Source organism: Amycolatopsis sp. NPDC021455 (assembly GCF_040640995.1).
In the GTDB taxonomy this organism is placed as follows: domain Bacteria; phylum Actinomycetota; class Actinomycetes; order Mycobacteriales; family Pseudonocardiaceae; genus Amycolatopsis.
Map to the genome: position 1 here is coordinate 1 of NZ_JBFACT010000026.1, position 16,847 is coordinate 16,847.

General features: G+C 70.5%; 15 protein-coding genes. 4 read left to right on the forward strand and 11 right to left on the reverse strand.

Features of this window, described 5'->3' with window-relative positions:
* Positions 1-142: 142 nt before the first annotated feature.
* Positions 143-2,698, reverse strand: coding sequence for an ATP-dependent Clp protease ATP-binding subunit (locus AB0G28_RS26185; RefSeq protein WP_361094132.1), 2,556 nt, complete (start codon positions 2,696-2,698; stop codon positions 143-145).
* Positions 2,699-3,056: 358 nt separating this feature from the next.
* Between AB0G28_RS26185 and AB0G28_RS26190 the strand changes: the two genes are divergently transcribed.
* On the forward strand, positions 3,057-3,881 hold the full coding sequence (locus tag AB0G28_RS26190) for a (2Fe-2S)-binding protein (protein ID WP_361094135.1): 825 nt from the start codon (positions 3,057-3,059) through the stop codon (positions 3,879-3,881).
* A gap of 10 nt (positions 3,882-3,891) precedes the next feature.
* Here the strand turns inward: AB0G28_RS26190 and AB0G28_RS26195 are convergent, their stop codons facing one another.
* Entirely contained in the window at positions 3,892-4,461 is a 570-nt protein-coding gene (locus AB0G28_RS26195; RefSeq protein ID WP_361094138.1) for a TIGR03086 family metal-binding protein, read from the reverse strand.
* Positions 4,462-4,495: 34 nt separating this feature from the next.
* On the opposite strand from AB0G28_RS26195, the gene AB0G28_RS26200 reads away from it, so the two are divergent.
* Positions 4,496-5,356 (forward strand): helix-turn-helix domain-containing protein, encoded by an 861-nt coding sequence (locus AB0G28_RS26200; protein ID WP_361094141.1) that lies wholly within the window; start codon positions 4,496-4,498, stop codon positions 5,354-5,356.
* A 109-nt stretch (positions 5,357-5,465) separates the two neighbouring features.
* Here the strand turns inward: AB0G28_RS26200 and AB0G28_RS26205 are convergent, their stop codons facing one another.
* On the reverse strand, positions 5,466-5,816 hold the full coding sequence (locus AB0G28_RS26205) for an Lsr2 family protein (protein ID WP_020641935.1): 351 nt from the start codon (positions 5,814-5,816) through the stop codon (positions 5,466-5,468).
* Positions 5,817-5,962: 146 nt separating this feature from the next.
* Positions 5,963-7,474, reverse strand: a complete 1,512-nt coding sequence (gene lysS / locus AB0G28_RS26210; protein WP_361094144.1) for a lysine--tRNA ligase — start codon at positions 7,472-7,474, stop codon at positions 5,963-5,965.
* A 76-nt stretch (positions 7,475-7,550) separates the two neighbouring features.
* Between lysS and AB0G28_RS26215 the strand changes: the two genes are divergently transcribed.
* Complete coding sequence (locus AB0G28_RS26215; RefSeq protein ID WP_361094147.1) at positions 7,551-8,303, forward strand: class I SAM-dependent methyltransferase; 753 nt, start codon at positions 7,551-7,553, stop codon at positions 8,301-8,303.
* A 132-nt stretch (positions 8,304-8,435) separates the two neighbouring features.
* On the opposite strand, the gene AB0G28_RS26220 is transcribed toward AB0G28_RS26215, so the two are convergent.
* From AB0G28_RS26220 to AB0G28_RS26250, 7 genes are all read right to left on the reverse strand, one after another.
* Positions 8,436-9,209, reverse strand: coding sequence for a type III pantothenate kinase (locus AB0G28_RS26220; protein WP_361094150.1), 774 nt, complete (start codon positions 9,207-9,209; stop codon positions 8,436-8,438).
* A gap of 5 nt (positions 9,210-9,214) precedes the next feature.
* On the reverse strand, positions 9,215-9,712 hold the full coding sequence (gene panD, locus AB0G28_RS26225; protein WP_361094153.1) for an aspartate 1-decarboxylase: 498 nt from the start codon (positions 9,710-9,712) through the stop codon (positions 9,215-9,217).
* A 9-nt stretch (positions 9,713-9,721) separates the two neighbouring features.
* Positions 9,722-10,627 carry a pantoate--beta-alanine ligase gene (panC, locus tag AB0G28_RS26230; protein ID WP_361094156.1) on the reverse strand — a complete coding sequence of 302 codons (906 nt, stop codon included), beginning with the start codon at positions 10,625-10,627 and terminating at the stop codon, positions 9,722-9,724.
* The gene (locus AB0G28_RS26235; RefSeq protein ID WP_361094159.1) at positions 10,624-11,529 is read right to left on the reverse strand and encodes a DUF2520 domain-containing protein; all 906 of its coding nucleotides are present in this window, start codon (positions 11,527-11,529) and stop codon (positions 10,624-10,626) included. The genes panC and AB0G28_RS26235 overlap by 4 nt, the downstream gene beginning before the upstream one ends.
* A 143-nt stretch (positions 11,530-11,672) precedes the next feature.
* A complete protein-coding gene (locus AB0G28_RS26240) occupies positions 11,673-12,776 on the reverse strand; it encodes a PrsW family intramembrane metalloprotease (protein ID WP_361094443.1) in 1,104 nt (367 codons plus the stop codon).
* A gap of 150 nt (positions 12,777-12,926) precedes the next feature.
* Complete coding sequence (locus tag AB0G28_RS26245; RefSeq protein ID WP_361094162.1) at positions 12,927-15,227, reverse strand: DUF6779 domain-containing protein; 2,301 nt, start codon at positions 15,225-15,227, stop codon at positions 12,927-12,929.
* A 69-nt stretch (positions 15,228-15,296) separates the two neighbouring features.
* Positions 15,297-15,758: a DUF3180 domain-containing protein gene (locus AB0G28_RS26250; RefSeq protein WP_361094165.1), complete on the reverse strand. Its 462-nt coding sequence runs from the start codon at positions 15,756-15,758 to the stop codon at positions 15,297-15,299.
* Positions 15,759-15,877: 119 nt separating this feature from the next.
* Between AB0G28_RS26250 and AB0G28_RS26255 the strand changes: the two genes are divergently transcribed.
* Entirely contained in the window at positions 15,878-16,813 is a 936-nt protein-coding gene (locus AB0G28_RS26255) for a MerR family transcriptional regulator (protein ID WP_361094168.1), read from the forward strand.
* Positions 16,814-16,847: the final 34 nt, after the last annotated feature.

The window sequence follows — 16,847 nt, forward strand, 5'->3', positions numbered from 1 at the left end:
TTTTTGGGGCCCCCCCCCCCCCCCAACGCCACATTGGGTGCGCTGGACGCAACCAACGCCACATTGGGGCGCTTTGGGCCTGGACAGCGAGAAGGGCGGCTCCCCTCTCGGGGAACCGCCCTCCTGGCGTACTACTCGACGATCACTCGCCTTCGGCTTCGCCCTGCTCCTCGTGGCCCGCGCCGATGCTGACCGGCGGGGCGTCCGGGATGGACGACGGACGGCGCTCGCCGCGGAACGTGAACCGCGCCTGGTCGTCCTTGTCCTCCGGGTTGCCGCTCCAGCCTTCGACGTCGACCAGGATGATCTGGCCCGGCTCGACCTCGCCGAAGAGGATCTTCTCCGACAGCTGGTCCTCGATCTCGCGCTGGATCGTGCGGCGCAGCGGCCGCGCGCCCAGCACCGGGTCGAAGCCGCGCTTGGCCAGCAGCGACTTCGCCTTCGCCGTCAGCTCCAGCTCCATGTCCTTGGCCTTGAGCTGGGTCTCGACCCGGCCGATCATCAGGTCGACCATCTGGATGATCTGTTCCTGCGTCAGCTGGTGGAACACGATGATGTCATCGATCCGGTTCAGGAACTCCGGGCGGAAATGCTTCTTCATTTCCTCGTTGACCTTCTGCTTCATCTTCTCGTACCGGGTGCCGGTGTCGTTGGACCCGGCGAACCCGAGCGAGACGGACTTCGAGATGTCCGACGTGCCCAGGTTGGACGTGAAGATGAGGACCGTGTTCTTGAAGTCGACCGTGCGGCCCTGACCGTCGGTCAGGCGGCCGTCCTCCAGCACCTGCAGGAGCGTGTTGTAGATCTCCTGGTGCGCCTTCTCGATCTCGTCGAACAGGACCACCGAGAACGGCTTGCGCCGCACCTTCTCGGTCAGCTGGCCGCCCTCTTCGTAGCCGACGTAGCCCGGAGGGGCACCGAAGAGCCGCGAAGCGGTGTAGCGGTCGTGGAACTCACCCATGTCGATCTGGATGAGCGCGTCGTCCTCGCCGAACAGGAACGAGGCCAGTGCCTTCGACAGCTCGGTCTTACCGACACCGGACGGGCCGGCGAAGATGAACGAGCCCGACGGGCGCTTCGGGTCCTTCAGGCCCGCACGCGTGCGGCGGATCGCCTGCGAGACGGCCTTGACCGCGTCCTCCTGGCCGATGATGCGCTTGTGGAGCTCCTCCTCCATGCGCAGCAGCCGGGTGGTCTCCTCCTCGGTCAGCTTGAACACCGGGATGCCGGTCCAGTTGGCCAGCACCTCCGCGATCTGCTCGTCGTCGACCTCGGCGACGACGTCGAGGTCGCCGTCCTTCCACTGCTTCTCCCGCTCGCCCTTCTGGCCGAGGAGGGTCTTCTCCTCGTCACGCAGGCGGGCGGCCCGCTCGAAGTCCTGCGCGTCGATCGCGGACTCCTTGTCGCGGCGGACGTTCGCGATCTTCTCGTCGAACTCGCGCAGGTCCGGCGGCGCGGTCATCCGGCGGATGCGCATCCGGGCGCCGGCCTCGTCGATCAGGTCGATCGCCTTGTCCGGGAGGAACCGGTCGTTGATGTACCGGTCCGCCAGGGTCGCGGCGGCGACCAGCGCCGAGTCGGTGATCGAGACGCGGTGGTGCGCCTCGTACCGGTCGCGCAGGCCCTTGAGGATCTCGATGGTGTGCTCCAGCGACGGCTCGCCGACCTGGATCGGCTGGAACCGGCGCTCGAGGGCGGCGTCCTTCTCGATGTACTTGCGGTACTCCTCGAGCGTGGTCGCGCCGATCGTCTGCAGCTCACCGCGGGCGAGCATCGGCTTCAGGATCGAAGCGGCGTCGATCGCGCCCTCGGCGGCACCCGCCCCGACCAGCGTGTGCAGCTCGTCGATGAACAGGATGATGTCGCCGCGGGTCTTGATCTCCTTGAGCACCTTCTTCAGGCGCTCTTCGAAGTCACCGCGGTAGCGGGAGCCGGCGACCAGGGAGCCCAGGTCCAGCGTGTAGAGCTGCTTGTCCTTGAGCGTCTCGGGCACCTCGCCCTTGACGATGCTCTGCGCGAGGCCCTCGACGACGGCGGTTTTGCCGACGCCCGGCTCGCCGATGAGCACCGGGTTGTTCTTGGTCCGGCGGGACAGCACCTGCATGACCCGCTCGATCTCCTTGCCGCGCCCGATGACCGGGTCGAGCTTGCCCTCGCGGGCGAGCACGGTCATGTTGCGGCCGAACTGGTCCAGCACCAGCGACGACGACGGGGTGCCCTCACCGCGGCCGGAACCGGTTTCGGTGGACTCCTTGCCGCCCTGGTAGCCCGAGAGCAGCTGCAGCACCTGCTGGCGGACCCGGTTGAGGTCCGCTCCCAGCTTGACCAGGACCTGCGCGGCGACGCCTTCGCCCTCGCGGATCAGGCCGAGCAGGATGTGCTCGGTGCCGATGTAGTTGTGGCCGAGCTGCAGCGCTTCGCGAAGCGACAGCTCCAGCACCTTCTTGGCGCGCGGCGTGAACGGGATGTGCCCGCTCGGCGCCTGCTGGCCCTGGCCGATGATCTCCTCGACCTGCTGGCGCACGCCCTCCAGGGCGATGCCCAGCGACTCCAGCGCCTTGGCGGCGACACCCTCACCCTCGTGGATCAGACCCAGGAGGATGTGCTCGGTGCCGATGTAGTTGTGGTTGAGCATCCTGGCCTCTTCTTGAGCCAGGACGACCACCCGCCTCGCGCGGTCGGTGAACCTCTCAAACATGTGCACTCCCTCGACTGCTGCGCCGGCGGCCCGTTTCCATCGTGCTTTCACCGCGATGGATTCAGCACCGTGAGACCACTCTAGTAGCCAAGTCGTCGCGCTGGCGTACCACTACGGCTCTCAGTGGTCTTTTCCGCACCCGGACGTGGCGTCTTCCGGGTGCTTCCATCATCAGGTTGCCCTGCACCTTTACGTCAAGACCAACGTGCGGGCGGCCATACGGATTCCGCCATCCGCGCGGTGTCCGCTCACCGCGAACAGTCCGCAACCCGGGAGTACCCACTCGATTGGCGCAGCGCCGGGTTGCGTGTAAGGTTAGGCACGCCTAATCCCTATGGCGCTCAAAGGAGGGCCGCGGTTGAACCAGCAGCGGTCCTTCCGTGACGCACGCGAGGTCGGCGACGGCCTCGCGTCGTCGTTGCGGCGGGTTTCGGGCCTCCAGGACCGCAGTGAGCTGCGGCAGGACGTCCCGGCGGGCTGGATCCGCTGTTCGGAGCTGCTGGAGACGCCCGCGAACTTCGACGAGTGGCGCGGCTTGCTGGGCGACTGGCTGCTGCGGGAGCACTCGTCGGCCCCGGACCGTACGACGGCCAGCTGGGTGATGACGTGGTACCTGCACGTCCCGGCGTACATCGGTGCCCTGTTGCTGCACCACGAGCGCCGGGTGCCCTCGCTGAAGCCGGCGGAGCTGGCGTTCAGGCTGTCGGACGACCGCCCCCACCCGGACGGGATGGCGGTGCTGGGTGACGCGTTCCACTGCCTGCCGACGGACCCGGGCTCGGCCCGCCCGGAGGCCACGATGGTCCGCGACGAGCGAGCCCTGGCGGCGGTGCTGCGAGCCCGCTACCTGGCCCACGCGGCCCAGTTCGTCCGGGCCTACGCCCCGATCAGCAGGCTGGGCCGCCGGACGCTGTGGGCAGCGGCGACGGACGCGCTGGAGAACTCGCTGTGGTGGGCGGGGCGGCAGGGCGGAACGCCGGAAGCGGAGGGCGCGGGGGTCGCGGACGCGGCACTGGTTCTCGACGCGCACTACCCGCCCTTGACGTCGGCATCGGCGTTGCGCCTGGTGGAGGGCCCGGACGGCCACCGCGAGTGGACGCGGCGGCGCGAGAGCTGCTGCTTTTCGTATCTGCTTCCGGCAGCCGCGGAGTGCGACGGCTGCCCGCGTACCTGCTCGCGCTGATCCGGACGGGTCAGCGGGTCCAGGCCGGATCCCGCCCGGAAGCCCCCAACGCCCGCTCCAGCGGCGACGCATCACCAGCCACCTCGACAGCAGGCCCATAGACACCCATCGAACGAGCCTGCTCACCCATGGCCACGGCGGACTCATACACCGCCACAGCCACCTCAGGCGCACACCGCAGCTCCTGCCCGGAAGCCCGCGCCAAGTCCCACCCGTGCAGAACGAACTCACCCAGCACCATGTCACCGACCACCGAGGCCGGCAGGGAAGCCGTCCCCAGCGCCGTCATCCCCGTCCAGGCAGAAGCCGCCCCGAAGACGTCCACGAGCGTCGACGTCTGCTTCTCCAGCGCCGAACGCCAGTCATCCCCGACCAGCGTCGCCTCGGCTTCGGAAACCCCCGGTGACGGCGGTTCCTCGCGCCGGCCGGCGGCGACGAGCCACGGGCCCCAGTACAGGAGGTGGTTCACCAGCCCTCGGACGTCGTAGCCGGCGCACGGCGTGGGCAACGTCAGGTCGTCCAGGGCGTCCGCGATCCGGAGGAATCCGGCCGCGGCGGGGCGCAGCAACTCGGCGTTCATGCGGCGATCCAAGCCCGCGGGAAGGCAAGCCGTCTTGAACGAACGCGACAGCTACCGTGGGCCCGTGGCGCACCGGATCCCGCGCGGCATCGTGGCCGAGGCCACCGCGCGCACGATGTTCACGCTGACCAGGCACCCGCCCGCGCCCGGGCTGGCGGACTTCGTCGACTACCACTGGGTCCTGCGCTGGGACCTGCGCGGCAAACCACCCCACGAACAGCGGGTGCTGCCGAACCTCGCGGTCAACGTGACCTTCTTCCCCGGCGCTTCCGGTGTCCACGGCCCCGGCCGCGACCTCTTTTCGTACCGCCTCGAAGGCCGGGTCCAGGGCTTGGGCGTGCGTTTCCGGCCCGGCTGCTTCCGCGCGTTCCTCCGCCGGCCCGTGCGTGACATCGCCGACCGGGCTGTCCCGCTCACGGACGTTTTCGGGCCGGGGGCGCTTCAGGCCGCGGAATCGGTGCGCGAGGCGGCGAGTGACGCGCAAATGGTCAGTTCGATCGACAACTTGCTGTTGGCAAATCCCGTGACGCTCTCGCCGGCCGCGCGGCAGGCGGCGGAGGCCGTGGAATCAATCGCACGTGATCCGGGAATTACCCGGGTGGCGCAACTCTGCGCGGATACTGGACTAACCACCCGGTCTGTCCAGCGGTTGTTCGCCGAACACGTCGGCTGCGCGCCCAAGTGGGCGATCCGGATATACCGCCTCAACGACGCCGCGCAGCAGCTCGCCGCGGAAGGGCGGGTGGATTACGCCGGTCTGGCGGTTCGGCTGGGCTATAGCGACCAGTCGCACTTCATCCGCGATTTCCGGACCGTGACCGGTCAGTCGCCCGCCGAGTACGCCCGAACGGCCCGTGCGGTGCCCGAACGCGAACCGGACAGTGATCGGACATGAAGAAAGCCGCCGGGCGAATTCGCCCGGCGGCCACCGCTGGAAACCCCGCCCTGCCGCCCCGGAAGGTCATCGCTGGTCAGCGACCTGCCGGGACAGCCGTGAACAATATTCAGTTCTTCTTGTGGTAGGCCTCGACGACCTCGGAGGGGATCCGGCCGCGGTCGGACACCGCGTAACCGTTCTTGCGCGCCCAAGACCGAATGGCCTGGTTCTGCTCACGGTCCACGGCCGCCGGGCGAGCGGAACCCTTACCCGCGACCGGGCGCACCGAAGCGCGCTTGCGGCCGCCCGCACGACGCGCGTGCTCGACATACTGGGCGAGGGCGTCCCGGAGCTCCTCCGCGTTTTCCGAGGAGAGGTCGATCTGGTAGCTGACTCCGTCCAAACCGAACTCGACGGTCTCTTCCGCCTCACTGCCGTCGAGGTCGTCGACCAGCGAGACGAGCACCTTCTGTGCCATCCGATTCCTCCTGCGGGGCTTACTCAATGATCTGGTTACGGGGCGAGCCCCGGGACAGAAGACTTTGTCTAGAACATTAGTACCCGCTTCGGGAGGGCAGCGCAAATCTCATTGCCATAACCGGCGGCTATCCTCACACGGCCGGGTTATTCGGGACGCACCAGCGGGAAGAGGATCGTCTCCCGGATACCGAGACCGGTCAGCGCCATGAGCAGCCGGTCGATCCCCATTCCGACGCCGCCGCTCGGCGGCATTCCGTACTCCAGGGCACGCAGGAAATCCTCGTCCAGCCGCATGGCTTCGCTATCGCCCTGCGCGGCCAGCAGGGACTGTTCGGTGAGCCGTTCCCGTTCGACGACCGGATCGACCAGCTCGGAGTATCCGGTGGCGAGTTCGAATCCGCGCACGTAGAGGTCCCACTTCTCGGCGACACCCGGCCGCGAGCGGTGCTGGCGGGTCAATGGCGACGTCTCCAGCGGAAAATCACGGACAAACGTCGGTGCGTGCAGGTGATCTCCGACGAGGTGTTCCCACAGTTCCTCGACGAGCTTCCCGTGCCCGAGCTTCGGATCCAGTTCCAGGCCCCTGGCCTGCGCGAATCCGAGGAGTTTGGCGGCAGGCGTCTCCGGCGTCACCTCTTCGCCGAGGGAATCGGACAACGACTCGTACATTCCGAGTGTGGTCCATTCGCCGGACAGGTCGTACTCCGAACCGTCGGGCAGGGTGACGACCAACGTGTCCAGCACCGACTGCGCGGCCTCCTGGATCAGCTGCCGCGTCATCACCGCATTCGTGTCGTATGTGGCGTATGCCTCGTAGTACTCGAGCATCGCGAACTCCGGCGAGTGCGACGAGTCGCTGCCCTCGTTCCGGAAGTTGCGGTTGATCTCGAAGACCTTCTCGATGCCGCCGACGACGCAGCGCTTGAGGTAGAGCTCCGGCGCGATCCGCAGGAAGAGGTCCATGTCGAACGCATTGGAACGCGTGACGAAGGGGCGGGCGGAGGCGCCCCCGTGCAGCGTCTGCAGCATCGGCGTCTCGACCTCGGTGAACCCGCGGCGGTGGAACGACTCCCGCAGCGACCGGACCACGCCGGCGCGCGTGCGCACGACGTCCCGCGCGCGCGGGCGCATGATGAGGTCGACGTAGCGCTGGCGGACCCGCGTCTCCTCGGCCAGCTCCTTGAACGCGTTCGGCAGCGGGCGCAGCGCCTTCGAGGTGATGCGCCAGGCGTCGGCCATCACCGAAAGCTCGCCGCGCTTGGAGGTGATGACCTCACCCTGCACGAACACGTGGTCGCCGAGGTCGACGTCGGACTTCCACGCCGCCAGCGCGTCTTCGCCGACCTTCGCCAGGCTGATCATCGCCTGCAGCTCGGTGCCGTCGCCCTCGCGGAGGCTCGCGAAGCACAGTTTGCCCGTATTGCGCAGGAACATCACCCGGCCGGTGACGCCGACCTGCTCGCCGGTGGCGGTGTCGGCGGGCAACCCGGAATGCGCGGCGCGCACTTCGGCGAGCGAGTGCGTCCGGGGTACCTCGACCGGGTAAGGATCGATACCCTCCGCGAGGATCCGGTCGCGCTTCTCCCGGCGCACCCGCATCTGCTCGGGCAGTTCGTCTTCGGCGGGCTCGCTGGTGGAAGCGGGGTTTTCGGTCATGGCCATAGGGTACGAACCCCGCCGGACGCTACGCCAACCGGATTACCTTTCCTTTCCGTCGATTAACCTGGAACTCGTGAGCGACCCCACAAGGGCGCGGCGGGCGAGTTCCTTCGGCAGCCGCGCGGCCGAGTACGCCCAGCACCGGCCCGATTACCCGCGGGAGGCGATCGAGTGGGGCCTTTCCGGAGCGGACGGAACACCGCGCCGGGTGCTCGATCTCGGCGCCGGGACCGGCAAACTCACCCTCGGTCTCGCCGCGCTCGGGCTCGACGTCGTCGCGGTCGAACCCGATCCGGAAATGCGCGCGGAACTCGAGCGGCGCGTGCCGCCGGCGACGTCGCTGGCCGGGCGGGCGGAACGGATCCCGCTGCCGGACGCCGAGGTCGACGCGGTTTTCGCCGGTCAGGCATTCCATTGGTTCGACGAGCCCGCGGCGATGACCGAGATCGGCCGCGTGCTGCGTCCCGGTGGGGTCCTCGTGCCGATGTGGAACTACGAAGACGAATCGGTGCCGTGGGTCGCCGAGTTCGGGAAACTCGGCCGGACCGGGGTGAGCAGCGCCTGGATCGACAGCGACCGCGAGCCGGCGACGCATCCCGGGTTCGAGCCGTTCGAAAAGGCCACGTTTCACCATACGCAACGGCGCACCGCGGAAAGCCTCGCTGAAACGATCGCCACGCATTCGCACATGATCGTCGCGGATCCGGCGGACCGGGCGGCCGGGCTGGCGGAGATCCGCCGGTTCCTGTCGTCGAATCCGCACACCGCGTCCGGCGAGTTCGATTTGCCGCTCCGCACGTGGGCGTTCCGCGCCCGGCGCCGGTGATTGACCTCGATCGAGGTGGAGGGGGCAGCACCGCCGCGCGAGCGCCGCGGGGTTCCGAGGGTCGCGGATGAGTCATTGGGGACCTCGCACGTCCCGAATGAGTCATTCGCGACCCTGGCCGGCGCTGTGGCCTCAGCGGATATTGCGTTCGTAGACCAGCCGCAGGCCGAGCAGCGTCAGGTCCGGTACGTGGTCGGTGATCGTCTCCGATTCGCCGATCACCAGCGGCGCCAGCCCACCGGTCGCGAGCACCGCCACCGGTTCCGTCCCGCCCGGCGACAGCTCGCGGACGATCCGCCGGACCAGGCCGTCCACCTGGCCCGCGAACCCGTAGAGAATCCCCGACTGCAGGCACTCCACCGTGTTCTTGCCGATCACCGACCGCGGCGGCACCAGCTCCACCTTCCGCAGCGCCGCCGCGCGCAACGCCAGCGCGTCCACCGAGATCTCGATGCCGGGGGCGAACGCCCCGCCGAGGAACTCGCCGCGGGCCGAGATCGCGTCCACGTTCGTCGATGTGCCGAAGTCGACGACCACGCACGCCGTGCTGTGCAGGTGGTGCGCGGCCAGCGTGTTCACCAGCCGGTCCGCGCCCACCTCCTTCGGGTTGTCCACGAGCAGGGCGACGCCCGTGCGCACGCCTGGCTCCACCACGATTTTCGGAACGGCGGCGTAGTACCGCGACAGCATCACGCGAAGCTCGCGCAGCACCGCCGGCACCGTCGACAACGCGCTGATGCCGCTCACCGCATCCGCGTGCGGGCCCAACAGACCGCGCACCGTCAACGCCAGCTCGTCGGCCGTCATGCGCGCGTCCGTGCGCATCCGCCAGTCGCCGACCAGTGTCCGGCCGGACCACAGCCCCAGGACGATGTTCGTGTTGCCGACGTCGACGGTGAGCAGCAAGCGGGTCAGCTTTCCGCGTGCAGCAGCGCGTCGAGGCGGCGGGCGTCCGCCGTCTCGGCGACCGGGAACACCGCGGTTTCCTCGTCCATCGGCAGGGTCACCGTGCCGGACAGCAGCCCGGACCCCTCCGGCGCGTGGCCGGGGTCGGTGTGCCGGTGGACGATCCGGTTGTCCGCGTCGACGAACACCACCCGTGGCTGGTACGTCGCCGCTTCGGCGTCGTCCATCTGGCCGTACGAGATGAGGATGACCAGGTCACCCGGGTGCACCAGGTGCGCCGCGGCGCCGTTGATGCCGATCACCCCGCTCCCGCGCTCGCCCTTGATGACGTAGGTCTCCAGCCGCGCCCCGTTGGTGACGTCCACAATGGACACCTGTTCCCCCGGCAGCAGGTCCGCGGCCTCCATCAGGTCCTCGTCGACCGTCACCGAGCCGACGTAGTGCAGGTCGGCCTGGGTGACGGTGGCCCGGTGGATCTTCGACTTGAGCATCGTGCGGTACATCGTGGACTCCTATTCCCCTGCGTCCAGCCGCTCCGGGTGCTCGACGGCAGCGCCGAGCAGCACCGGAACGTTGTCGATCAGCCGGGTACTCCCCACCCGAGCCGCGATCAACAGTCGTGCTTCACCATCGACGGGCGCGGGCCCGAGGTCGGTTCCCCTCAACTCCAGGTAATCCACCTCGACCGCGGGCCGCGCGGCGAGGGTCTTCCACGCGGTCTCGAGGACCGCGTCCGCACCGTCCCGGCCGACGAACGCCCCCGCGGTGAGGGCGGCCGACAGGACGATGGCGTCTTCGCGCTGTTCAGGCGTCAGGTAGACGTTGCGCGACGACAGCGCCAGCCCGTCGCGCTCCCGCACGGTCGGCACGCCGATCACGCGCGTGTCGATGTTCAGGTCCCGCACCATCCGCTTGATCAGCACCAGCTGCTGGTAGTCCTTTTCGCCGAAGAAGGCGTAGTCCGGACGGAGCAGGTTGAACAGTTTCGCCACGACGGTCAGCACGCCGGCGAAGTGACCCGGCCGGACGGCGCCTTCGAGCTCCTCGCCGAGCGGTCCCGGGTGCACCGTCACCACGGCGCCGTCGGCGTAGAGCGCGTCCGCGCTGGGCGTGAACGCGATTTCGATGCCGTCTTCGCGCAGGATGTCGAGGTCGGCCTCCAGCGGCCGCGGGTACGCCTCGAAGTCCTCGCCCGCGCCGAACTGCAGCGGGTTGACGAAGATCGAGGTGGCCACGACGGCGTTCGGGAGCCGCTTGGCGCGGCGGAGGAGTTCGCGGTGGCCGGCGTGCAGCGCGCCCATGGTCGGCACGAGCGCCAGCTTGCGGCCGACGCCGTGCAACGCCCGGCTGACCTGGCTCACGTGCTCCGGCGAGGAGAACGTGTTCAGGGTGCCGCGGCTGAATTTCGGTGTGGTCACTGGTCTGGATGCCCTTCGGCGGGATCGTCGAGGAGTTCGGTGAGGTCTTTGGCGGCCGCGGTGTCCAGCAGCCCGGCAGCCGTCGAACGCGCCACCGTGCGCTTGGCCAGCGCCCGGTAGGCCGGCGCCACGTCCGGCGCCCGGTCCGCCAGCACCGCGAGGTGCTTGCGGACGGTGCCGAGATCGCCACGGGCGACCGGGCCGGTCAGCGCGCGGTCGCCGTGCCGGAGAACATTATCCAACGCCGCCGAAAGCAGCGGCGCGACCAGGCGCTCCGGCTGCTCGATTCCCGCCTCCCGCAAGACTTCCGCGCAGTCGGCGACCAGCGTCATCAGGTGGTTCGCGCCGTGGGTCAACGCAGCGTGGTAGAGCGCTCGCGCCGAGTCGGGGATCCGCACCGGCTCCGCGCCCATCTCGACGGTGAGCGCTTCGCCGACGTGCCAGGCCGCCTCGTCGTCCGCCGCCGCCGTGACGCCGATGCTGCACGCCGCCAGCCGCTCGAGGTCCTCTTCGCGGCCGGTGAAGGTCATCACGGGGTGCAGCGCGAGCGGCAGCGCCCCCGCCTCGGCCACCGGCGCGAGCACGTCGATGCCGTGCGCGCCGGAGGTGTGCACGACGATCTGCCCGGCCCGCACCGACCCGGTGGCGACGAGCCCGCGGACCATCCCGGCCAGCGCGTCGTCGGGGAGGGCGAGCAGCACCAGATCGGCCCGGCTCACGGTCTCGTCGGGCGGCAGGAGGGGCACGTCCGGGAGGAGGCGTTCGGCACGGGCCAGCGACGCCCCGGACAGGCCCGACGCGGCGACCACCGTGTGCCCGGCCCGGGCCAGCGCGGCACCGAGCACGCTGCCCACCCGGCCGGCGGAAACGACGCCGACCGCGAGGCGGGCGGGCCTCATCATGGCGTGCGCCTGTGGACGCTCATGGTTGGCAGACTCCCTCTGCTCTCGTTCCAGTCCCGCTCCGGGTACCGGACGACGGCGCGAGACTAACTCGATCGAGCGCGCGCCGTTCAGCCCGGGTGACCAGCTTCACCCGGACCGGGTCACCCGCGGGCGGCCTCGTCGGCGAGGCGCGTCGCCTCCGCCCGGGCGGCCTTCAACGTGCGCAGCAGCTCCTGCTGGCGCTGCCGGTCGGCGTCGCTGGTGAGCTGGTGCCGGTCGAGGAACGCGAGCTCCGTCACACTCGCCTGGTAGACGGCGACGGCCTTCGCGGCCTGCTTGCCCGACTGCCGTTTCGCCTGCCGGCGCCACGCGCGGCGGCCCGGCAGGCTGGCCAGCAGGTCGACCTCCGACGGCGCGATCCAGCGCGCCGCCGCCATGTGCGGCAGCGCCGCGGCGATGATCCGCTGCTCCCGCTTCCGCTGCAGGATGACCAGGTACACGACGCCGAGGAACAGCGGCAGCATGATCAGGAAGTACACGGTGAGGAACTTCGACCCGCCGAGCAGCGCGGCGCTGTTCCACAGCGCGTGCAGGCAGACCGCGGCCAGGTAGCCGGCCAGCGGCGCGATGACCTTCAGCGCCTTGGTCGTCGTCCGCGCCGCGATGCCGATCCCGATACCGGTGAGCACCGCGAACAGCGGGTGCGTGAACGGCGCGAGCACGCCACGCAGGAAGAACGCGGTGATGACGCCCTGGCTGTGCCCGTCGCCGAAGCCGTAGTCGGCGAACGCGCGGCCGAAGTAGTAGATGTTCTCGGTGAAGGCGAACCCGGCGGCGCTGAACCCGGCGTAGACGACGCCGTCCACGACGCCGTCGAACTCGCTGGACCGGCGCCACAGGATGAGCACCACGAACAGCGCCTTCGCGGCCTCCTCGACGACCGGGGCGGACACCAGCGCGGCGATCGTGTTGCCGTTGCCGGTGCCGAGGAGTTCGTCACCGACCGCCTCGGCGGTGGTGTTGATGAGCAGCGCGGTGATCGTCGCGATGCAGGCGCCCCACGCGAAGGCGAGCAGCAGGAACTTCGCGGGCTCCGGCTCCCAGCGGTCGACCCACAGGAAGCCGGCCACCACCCCGGCGACCGGCACGAGCGCCGCCAGCACCCCGATCGTGACGGCGAGCGGGCCGACCCGCGCCGTGGCCAGGCCGAACAGGAACAGGCCGCACAGGGCCACCACGATCAGCCCGAGCACCGGCAGCAGCACGGTGATCCGGCGAGGCCGCCGTCCGCGATCCAGTCCCGTCGCGGGCGAGAGGGTTCCGCTCACAGCCGGTCACCCTACGCAGACCGGACAGGAACGGGAACGCCACCTGGCACTTCCACACGCCTCACGCCCGGTTGCTCCCAGCGCGGTTCAGTCCTCGGCGCGCCGGCGACGGCGGGGGGTGGAGCCGGCGCCGCCGTTCGCCGCCAGCAGCTCGCTCACCGACCGGCCCGCGGCGTGCGAACCGCTGCCCGGCGCGGGCTCGGCGGCACGACGTCCGTTGCGCGCGCCGTGCCCGTTGCCGTTGCCGTTCTGCTCGACGTCCGCCGGGTCGACCGGGGCCATGCCGCGGCGGGACATCGACGCCCGTTCGGCGACCATGCCTTCCCACGCCGGCGGCTCGCCGTCCGGGCGACGGCGGCGGCCGCCACCGGCCGGCTCCGGCGCGGGCACCGCGGGCATCTGCTGGGAGTCGTCCGGCTTGCGGCGACGGCCGCCGGACCGGCCCTGGAAGTTGCGGACCGACTCCGGCAGCGTCGGGTTCACCAGCGGCGCTTCGGCCTGGGCGGCCTCCACCGGCGCGCGGTGCGAACCGCTGTGCCGCGACGCCGGCTCCTCCAGGGCAGGCGACATGTCGGCACGCGAGAACTGCTCCAGCCGCGAGGGGCGGCGGCTGTCGGCGGCCGGGACCGGCGTGGTCGGCGGCACCACCGGGGGCAGGTCGGTGCGCGACGGCTGCCGCGGCGACGGGCCGTTGCTCGGCACCGGCGTCGTCGCCGGGACGGGCGGGAGGTTGGTACGCGATGCCGCGGCGTCCCGCGGCATCGGCGGCTTGGCGGGTTGCTTTTGCGGCAGTGACGGCTCGGGGGGCATCGGCGGCTTCGGCCGGTTGGGCCGCTGCCGCTCGGCGAAGTCGTCGCGGTTCTGGAAGGCCGCGCTGAGGTCCTTCACCGGGCGGATGTCCGAACGCGACATCTCCGACGGCTTCGGCGGCGGCACGCTGGCCGCCGGACGACCCGGCACCGGCCGCGGCGGCTCGGGCGCCTTGCGGGGCGGCTCCGGGGGGCGCACGCCGTTCGGCCGGCCGCCGCCGACGCGGGGGATGTCCGGCCGGGACATCTCGACCCGCGGGATGTCGGGGCGGGACATCTCCACGCGCGGGATATCCGGACGCGACATCTCCACCCTGGGGATGTCGGGCCGCGACATCTCGACCCGGGGAATGTCGGGGCGGGACATCTCCACCCGCGGGATATCCGGGCGAGACATCTCCACCCGCGGGATATCCGGGCGAGACATCTCCACCCGCGGGATGTCCGGGCGGGACATCTCGACCCGCGGAATGTCCGGACGCGACACCTCCGCCGGCCGGATGTCCGAACGCGACATCTCCGCGCGGCGCGCGGGCGGCGGCTCGGGACGGCGGATCTCCGTCGGGGGCTCCGGACGGCGGATCTCCGTCTTCGGCTCCGGCGGGCGGGGGGCCTCGGTCGGGCGGCGGATCTCGGTCTTGGGGTCGGCGGGCCGCGGCACGTCCCGGCGCGTCGGCTCGGCGGCGGCTTCCGGGCGCCGCTCAGGCTGCTTCGCGACTTCTTCCTGCTTCGGCAGGCGCATCGGCTGCGACTCGGCCTGGCGGCGTGCCGCCTCGGCACGCAGCTCGGCGGCCTTCAGCTCGCGCTGCGCGGCGTTCAGCGCCGGGTCGACCGGCGGCACCGGCGGACGGCGTTCGCTCAGCGGCTTCGGCCGGGCGATCTGCTGGGTGCTCTGCGCGGTGACGTTCGCCGGGGCCTTCGGGGCCGGCTTGCCGCCGAAGCCCTTGCCCTTGCCGAGGCCCTTGCCGTTCGAGGCGGCCTTGCGACGGCGTTCGTCGAGGACGCGGTCGATCAGCTCGGTCGGCCGCTCGCCGCCCTCGACCACCGGCTTCTTCCCGGCCAGCAGCTGGGCGGGCTTCTTCTTCGGCGCGCCGTCGGTGACCATGCGGTTGTCGTCGGACAGCTTGCGCATCCGGGTCGCCTGCGCGGTCAGCGCGACGCGTTCGAGCAGCACCTCGCCGCCGAACAGCGATTGCAGGCTGTCGCGCAGAGCGGTCACTTCGGCGCGCAGCGCCGCCAGTTCCTCGCGTTCCTTGGAGTCGGCCACGTTGCTCTTCTCCGCCTCCATCTCCAGCTCGTACTCGCGCCGGGCCGCGATCTCGCGTTCCAGCTCCAACTCGTACACAGCCTGCGCCTCGGCGACCGCGTCCTCGCTCTGTGCCGCGTGCTTGCGGTACTTCACGGCGAGGAAAGCGCCGATCAGGGCAGCCCAGAGGGCGGCGACGATCCCGAGGCGGAGATAGCGGAGATCGTCGCTGAGCACCAGTGCGAGGGTGGCTCCGATGGCGAGGACAAAGCCGACGACAAGCCACGGCCTGCCCAGTAGGCGGCCGCGCGAGTCGTCACCCACGCCGGTCATGACTGACACCGTACCTGCTCGTAATCCGAACGAGACCTGTTCGGTCCAGCGAGCGGTGTGATTCCAGCGCTAACCGGTCGTCCCGCGGGTGCTCTCCCGGTCTTGGTCGCGCGGGGTCCGGCAGCAGTGCTCGAGCCACAAAGCCGCAGCTACGAGGGCTGCGGCGGACACCACACCGACCACCGCGGCGCGGGTGTCGAGGACGGCCGCGACGAGTTCGTCACGTCGCGGAAAAAGATAGGCGAGCGCGGCCAGCCAGGCGCCCGCCATGAACGCTCCGGCGAGTGACGAAGCCTTGGCGAGGGCGACCGATCGGGCGACCCCGATCGCGGCAACCAGGCGGCCGCTCCGGATCCGCGACCGGATCGAGAACGCCAGCACGACCTCGATCACGGCCAGCACGGCGAAGGTGACGCCGGCCAGCAGCGGCAGCTGCGGCAGCGAGCCGTAGGCCAGCTGGAAGAGGAGGTAGCCGAGACCCAGGCCGAGCAGCCCGGCGACCACGAGGTCACGGGGCCGGGTGAAGTGCATACCCCAACCGTACCGTGCAGTAACGTTGCGGGGCTCCGCCCCGGGCCGGGGGCTCCGCCACCCGGGCTTCCTGAAGTACGGTTGACTCTCCACCGACTGGAGAGTTCATCATGCGTTTCGTGGGCACCACCGCGACCTTCACCATCGGCGAGCTGTCCCGGCGGACCGGCCTCCCGGTCAAGACGATCCGCTTCTACTCGGACGAGGGCCTCCTGCCCCCGACCGAGCGGACGGACGCCGGCTACCGGCTCTACGACGCGGCGGCGATGGCCCGCCTGGAGCTGGTCCGCACGCTGCGGGAGCTGGGGCTCGGCCTCGCCGACGTCTCCGCCGCCCTCAGCCGGTCGGCGACCGTCGGCGAGCTGGCGACCCGGCACGTCGAGGCGCTCGACGAGCAGATCCGGCGGCTGCGGCTGCGCCGGGCGGTGCTGCGCGCGGTGGCGAAACGCGATTCCGAACTGGAGGAAGTGAACCTGATGAACCGTCTCGCGTCGATGTCCGACGAGGAGCGCAAGCGGCTGGTCGACGAGTTCTGGGACGAAATGGTCGCCGGACTCGACATCGACCAGGAGTTCTACCGCCGGATGCGCGCCGGGAAGCCGGAGCTGCCCGACGACCCGACGCCCGAGCAGCTCGAGGCCTGGATCGAGTTCGCCGAGCTGATCCAGGACCCGGACTTCCGAGCGCTGATCCGCGGCATGAGCGAAACCCAGGCGGCGCAGATCAAGTCGGGCGAGTTCCAGCAGCCGGCGGAGGGCTGGCGGGAGAACTGGAACACCTGGATGACACGGGCCCAGGAAGCCGTCGACGCCGGGGCGGACCCGACGTCGGAGGCGGGGCAAACGCTTGCGGCGGAGATCGCGGCGGCTTGCGCGCGACCGGACCAGGACGCCGGGTCGGCGTCGTTCCGCCGCGAGCTGGCAGACCGCTTCGCTTCGAGCGGCGACCCGCGCGCCGAGCGCTACTGGCAGTTGCTCGCGATCATCAACGGCTGGCCACCGGTGCCGACGACGCGGCCCGCCGTCGGCTTCATGATCGCCGCCCTGCGCGGTTGACCGCCACTGGGAAGCAACTCGGCGATCGGCGAGC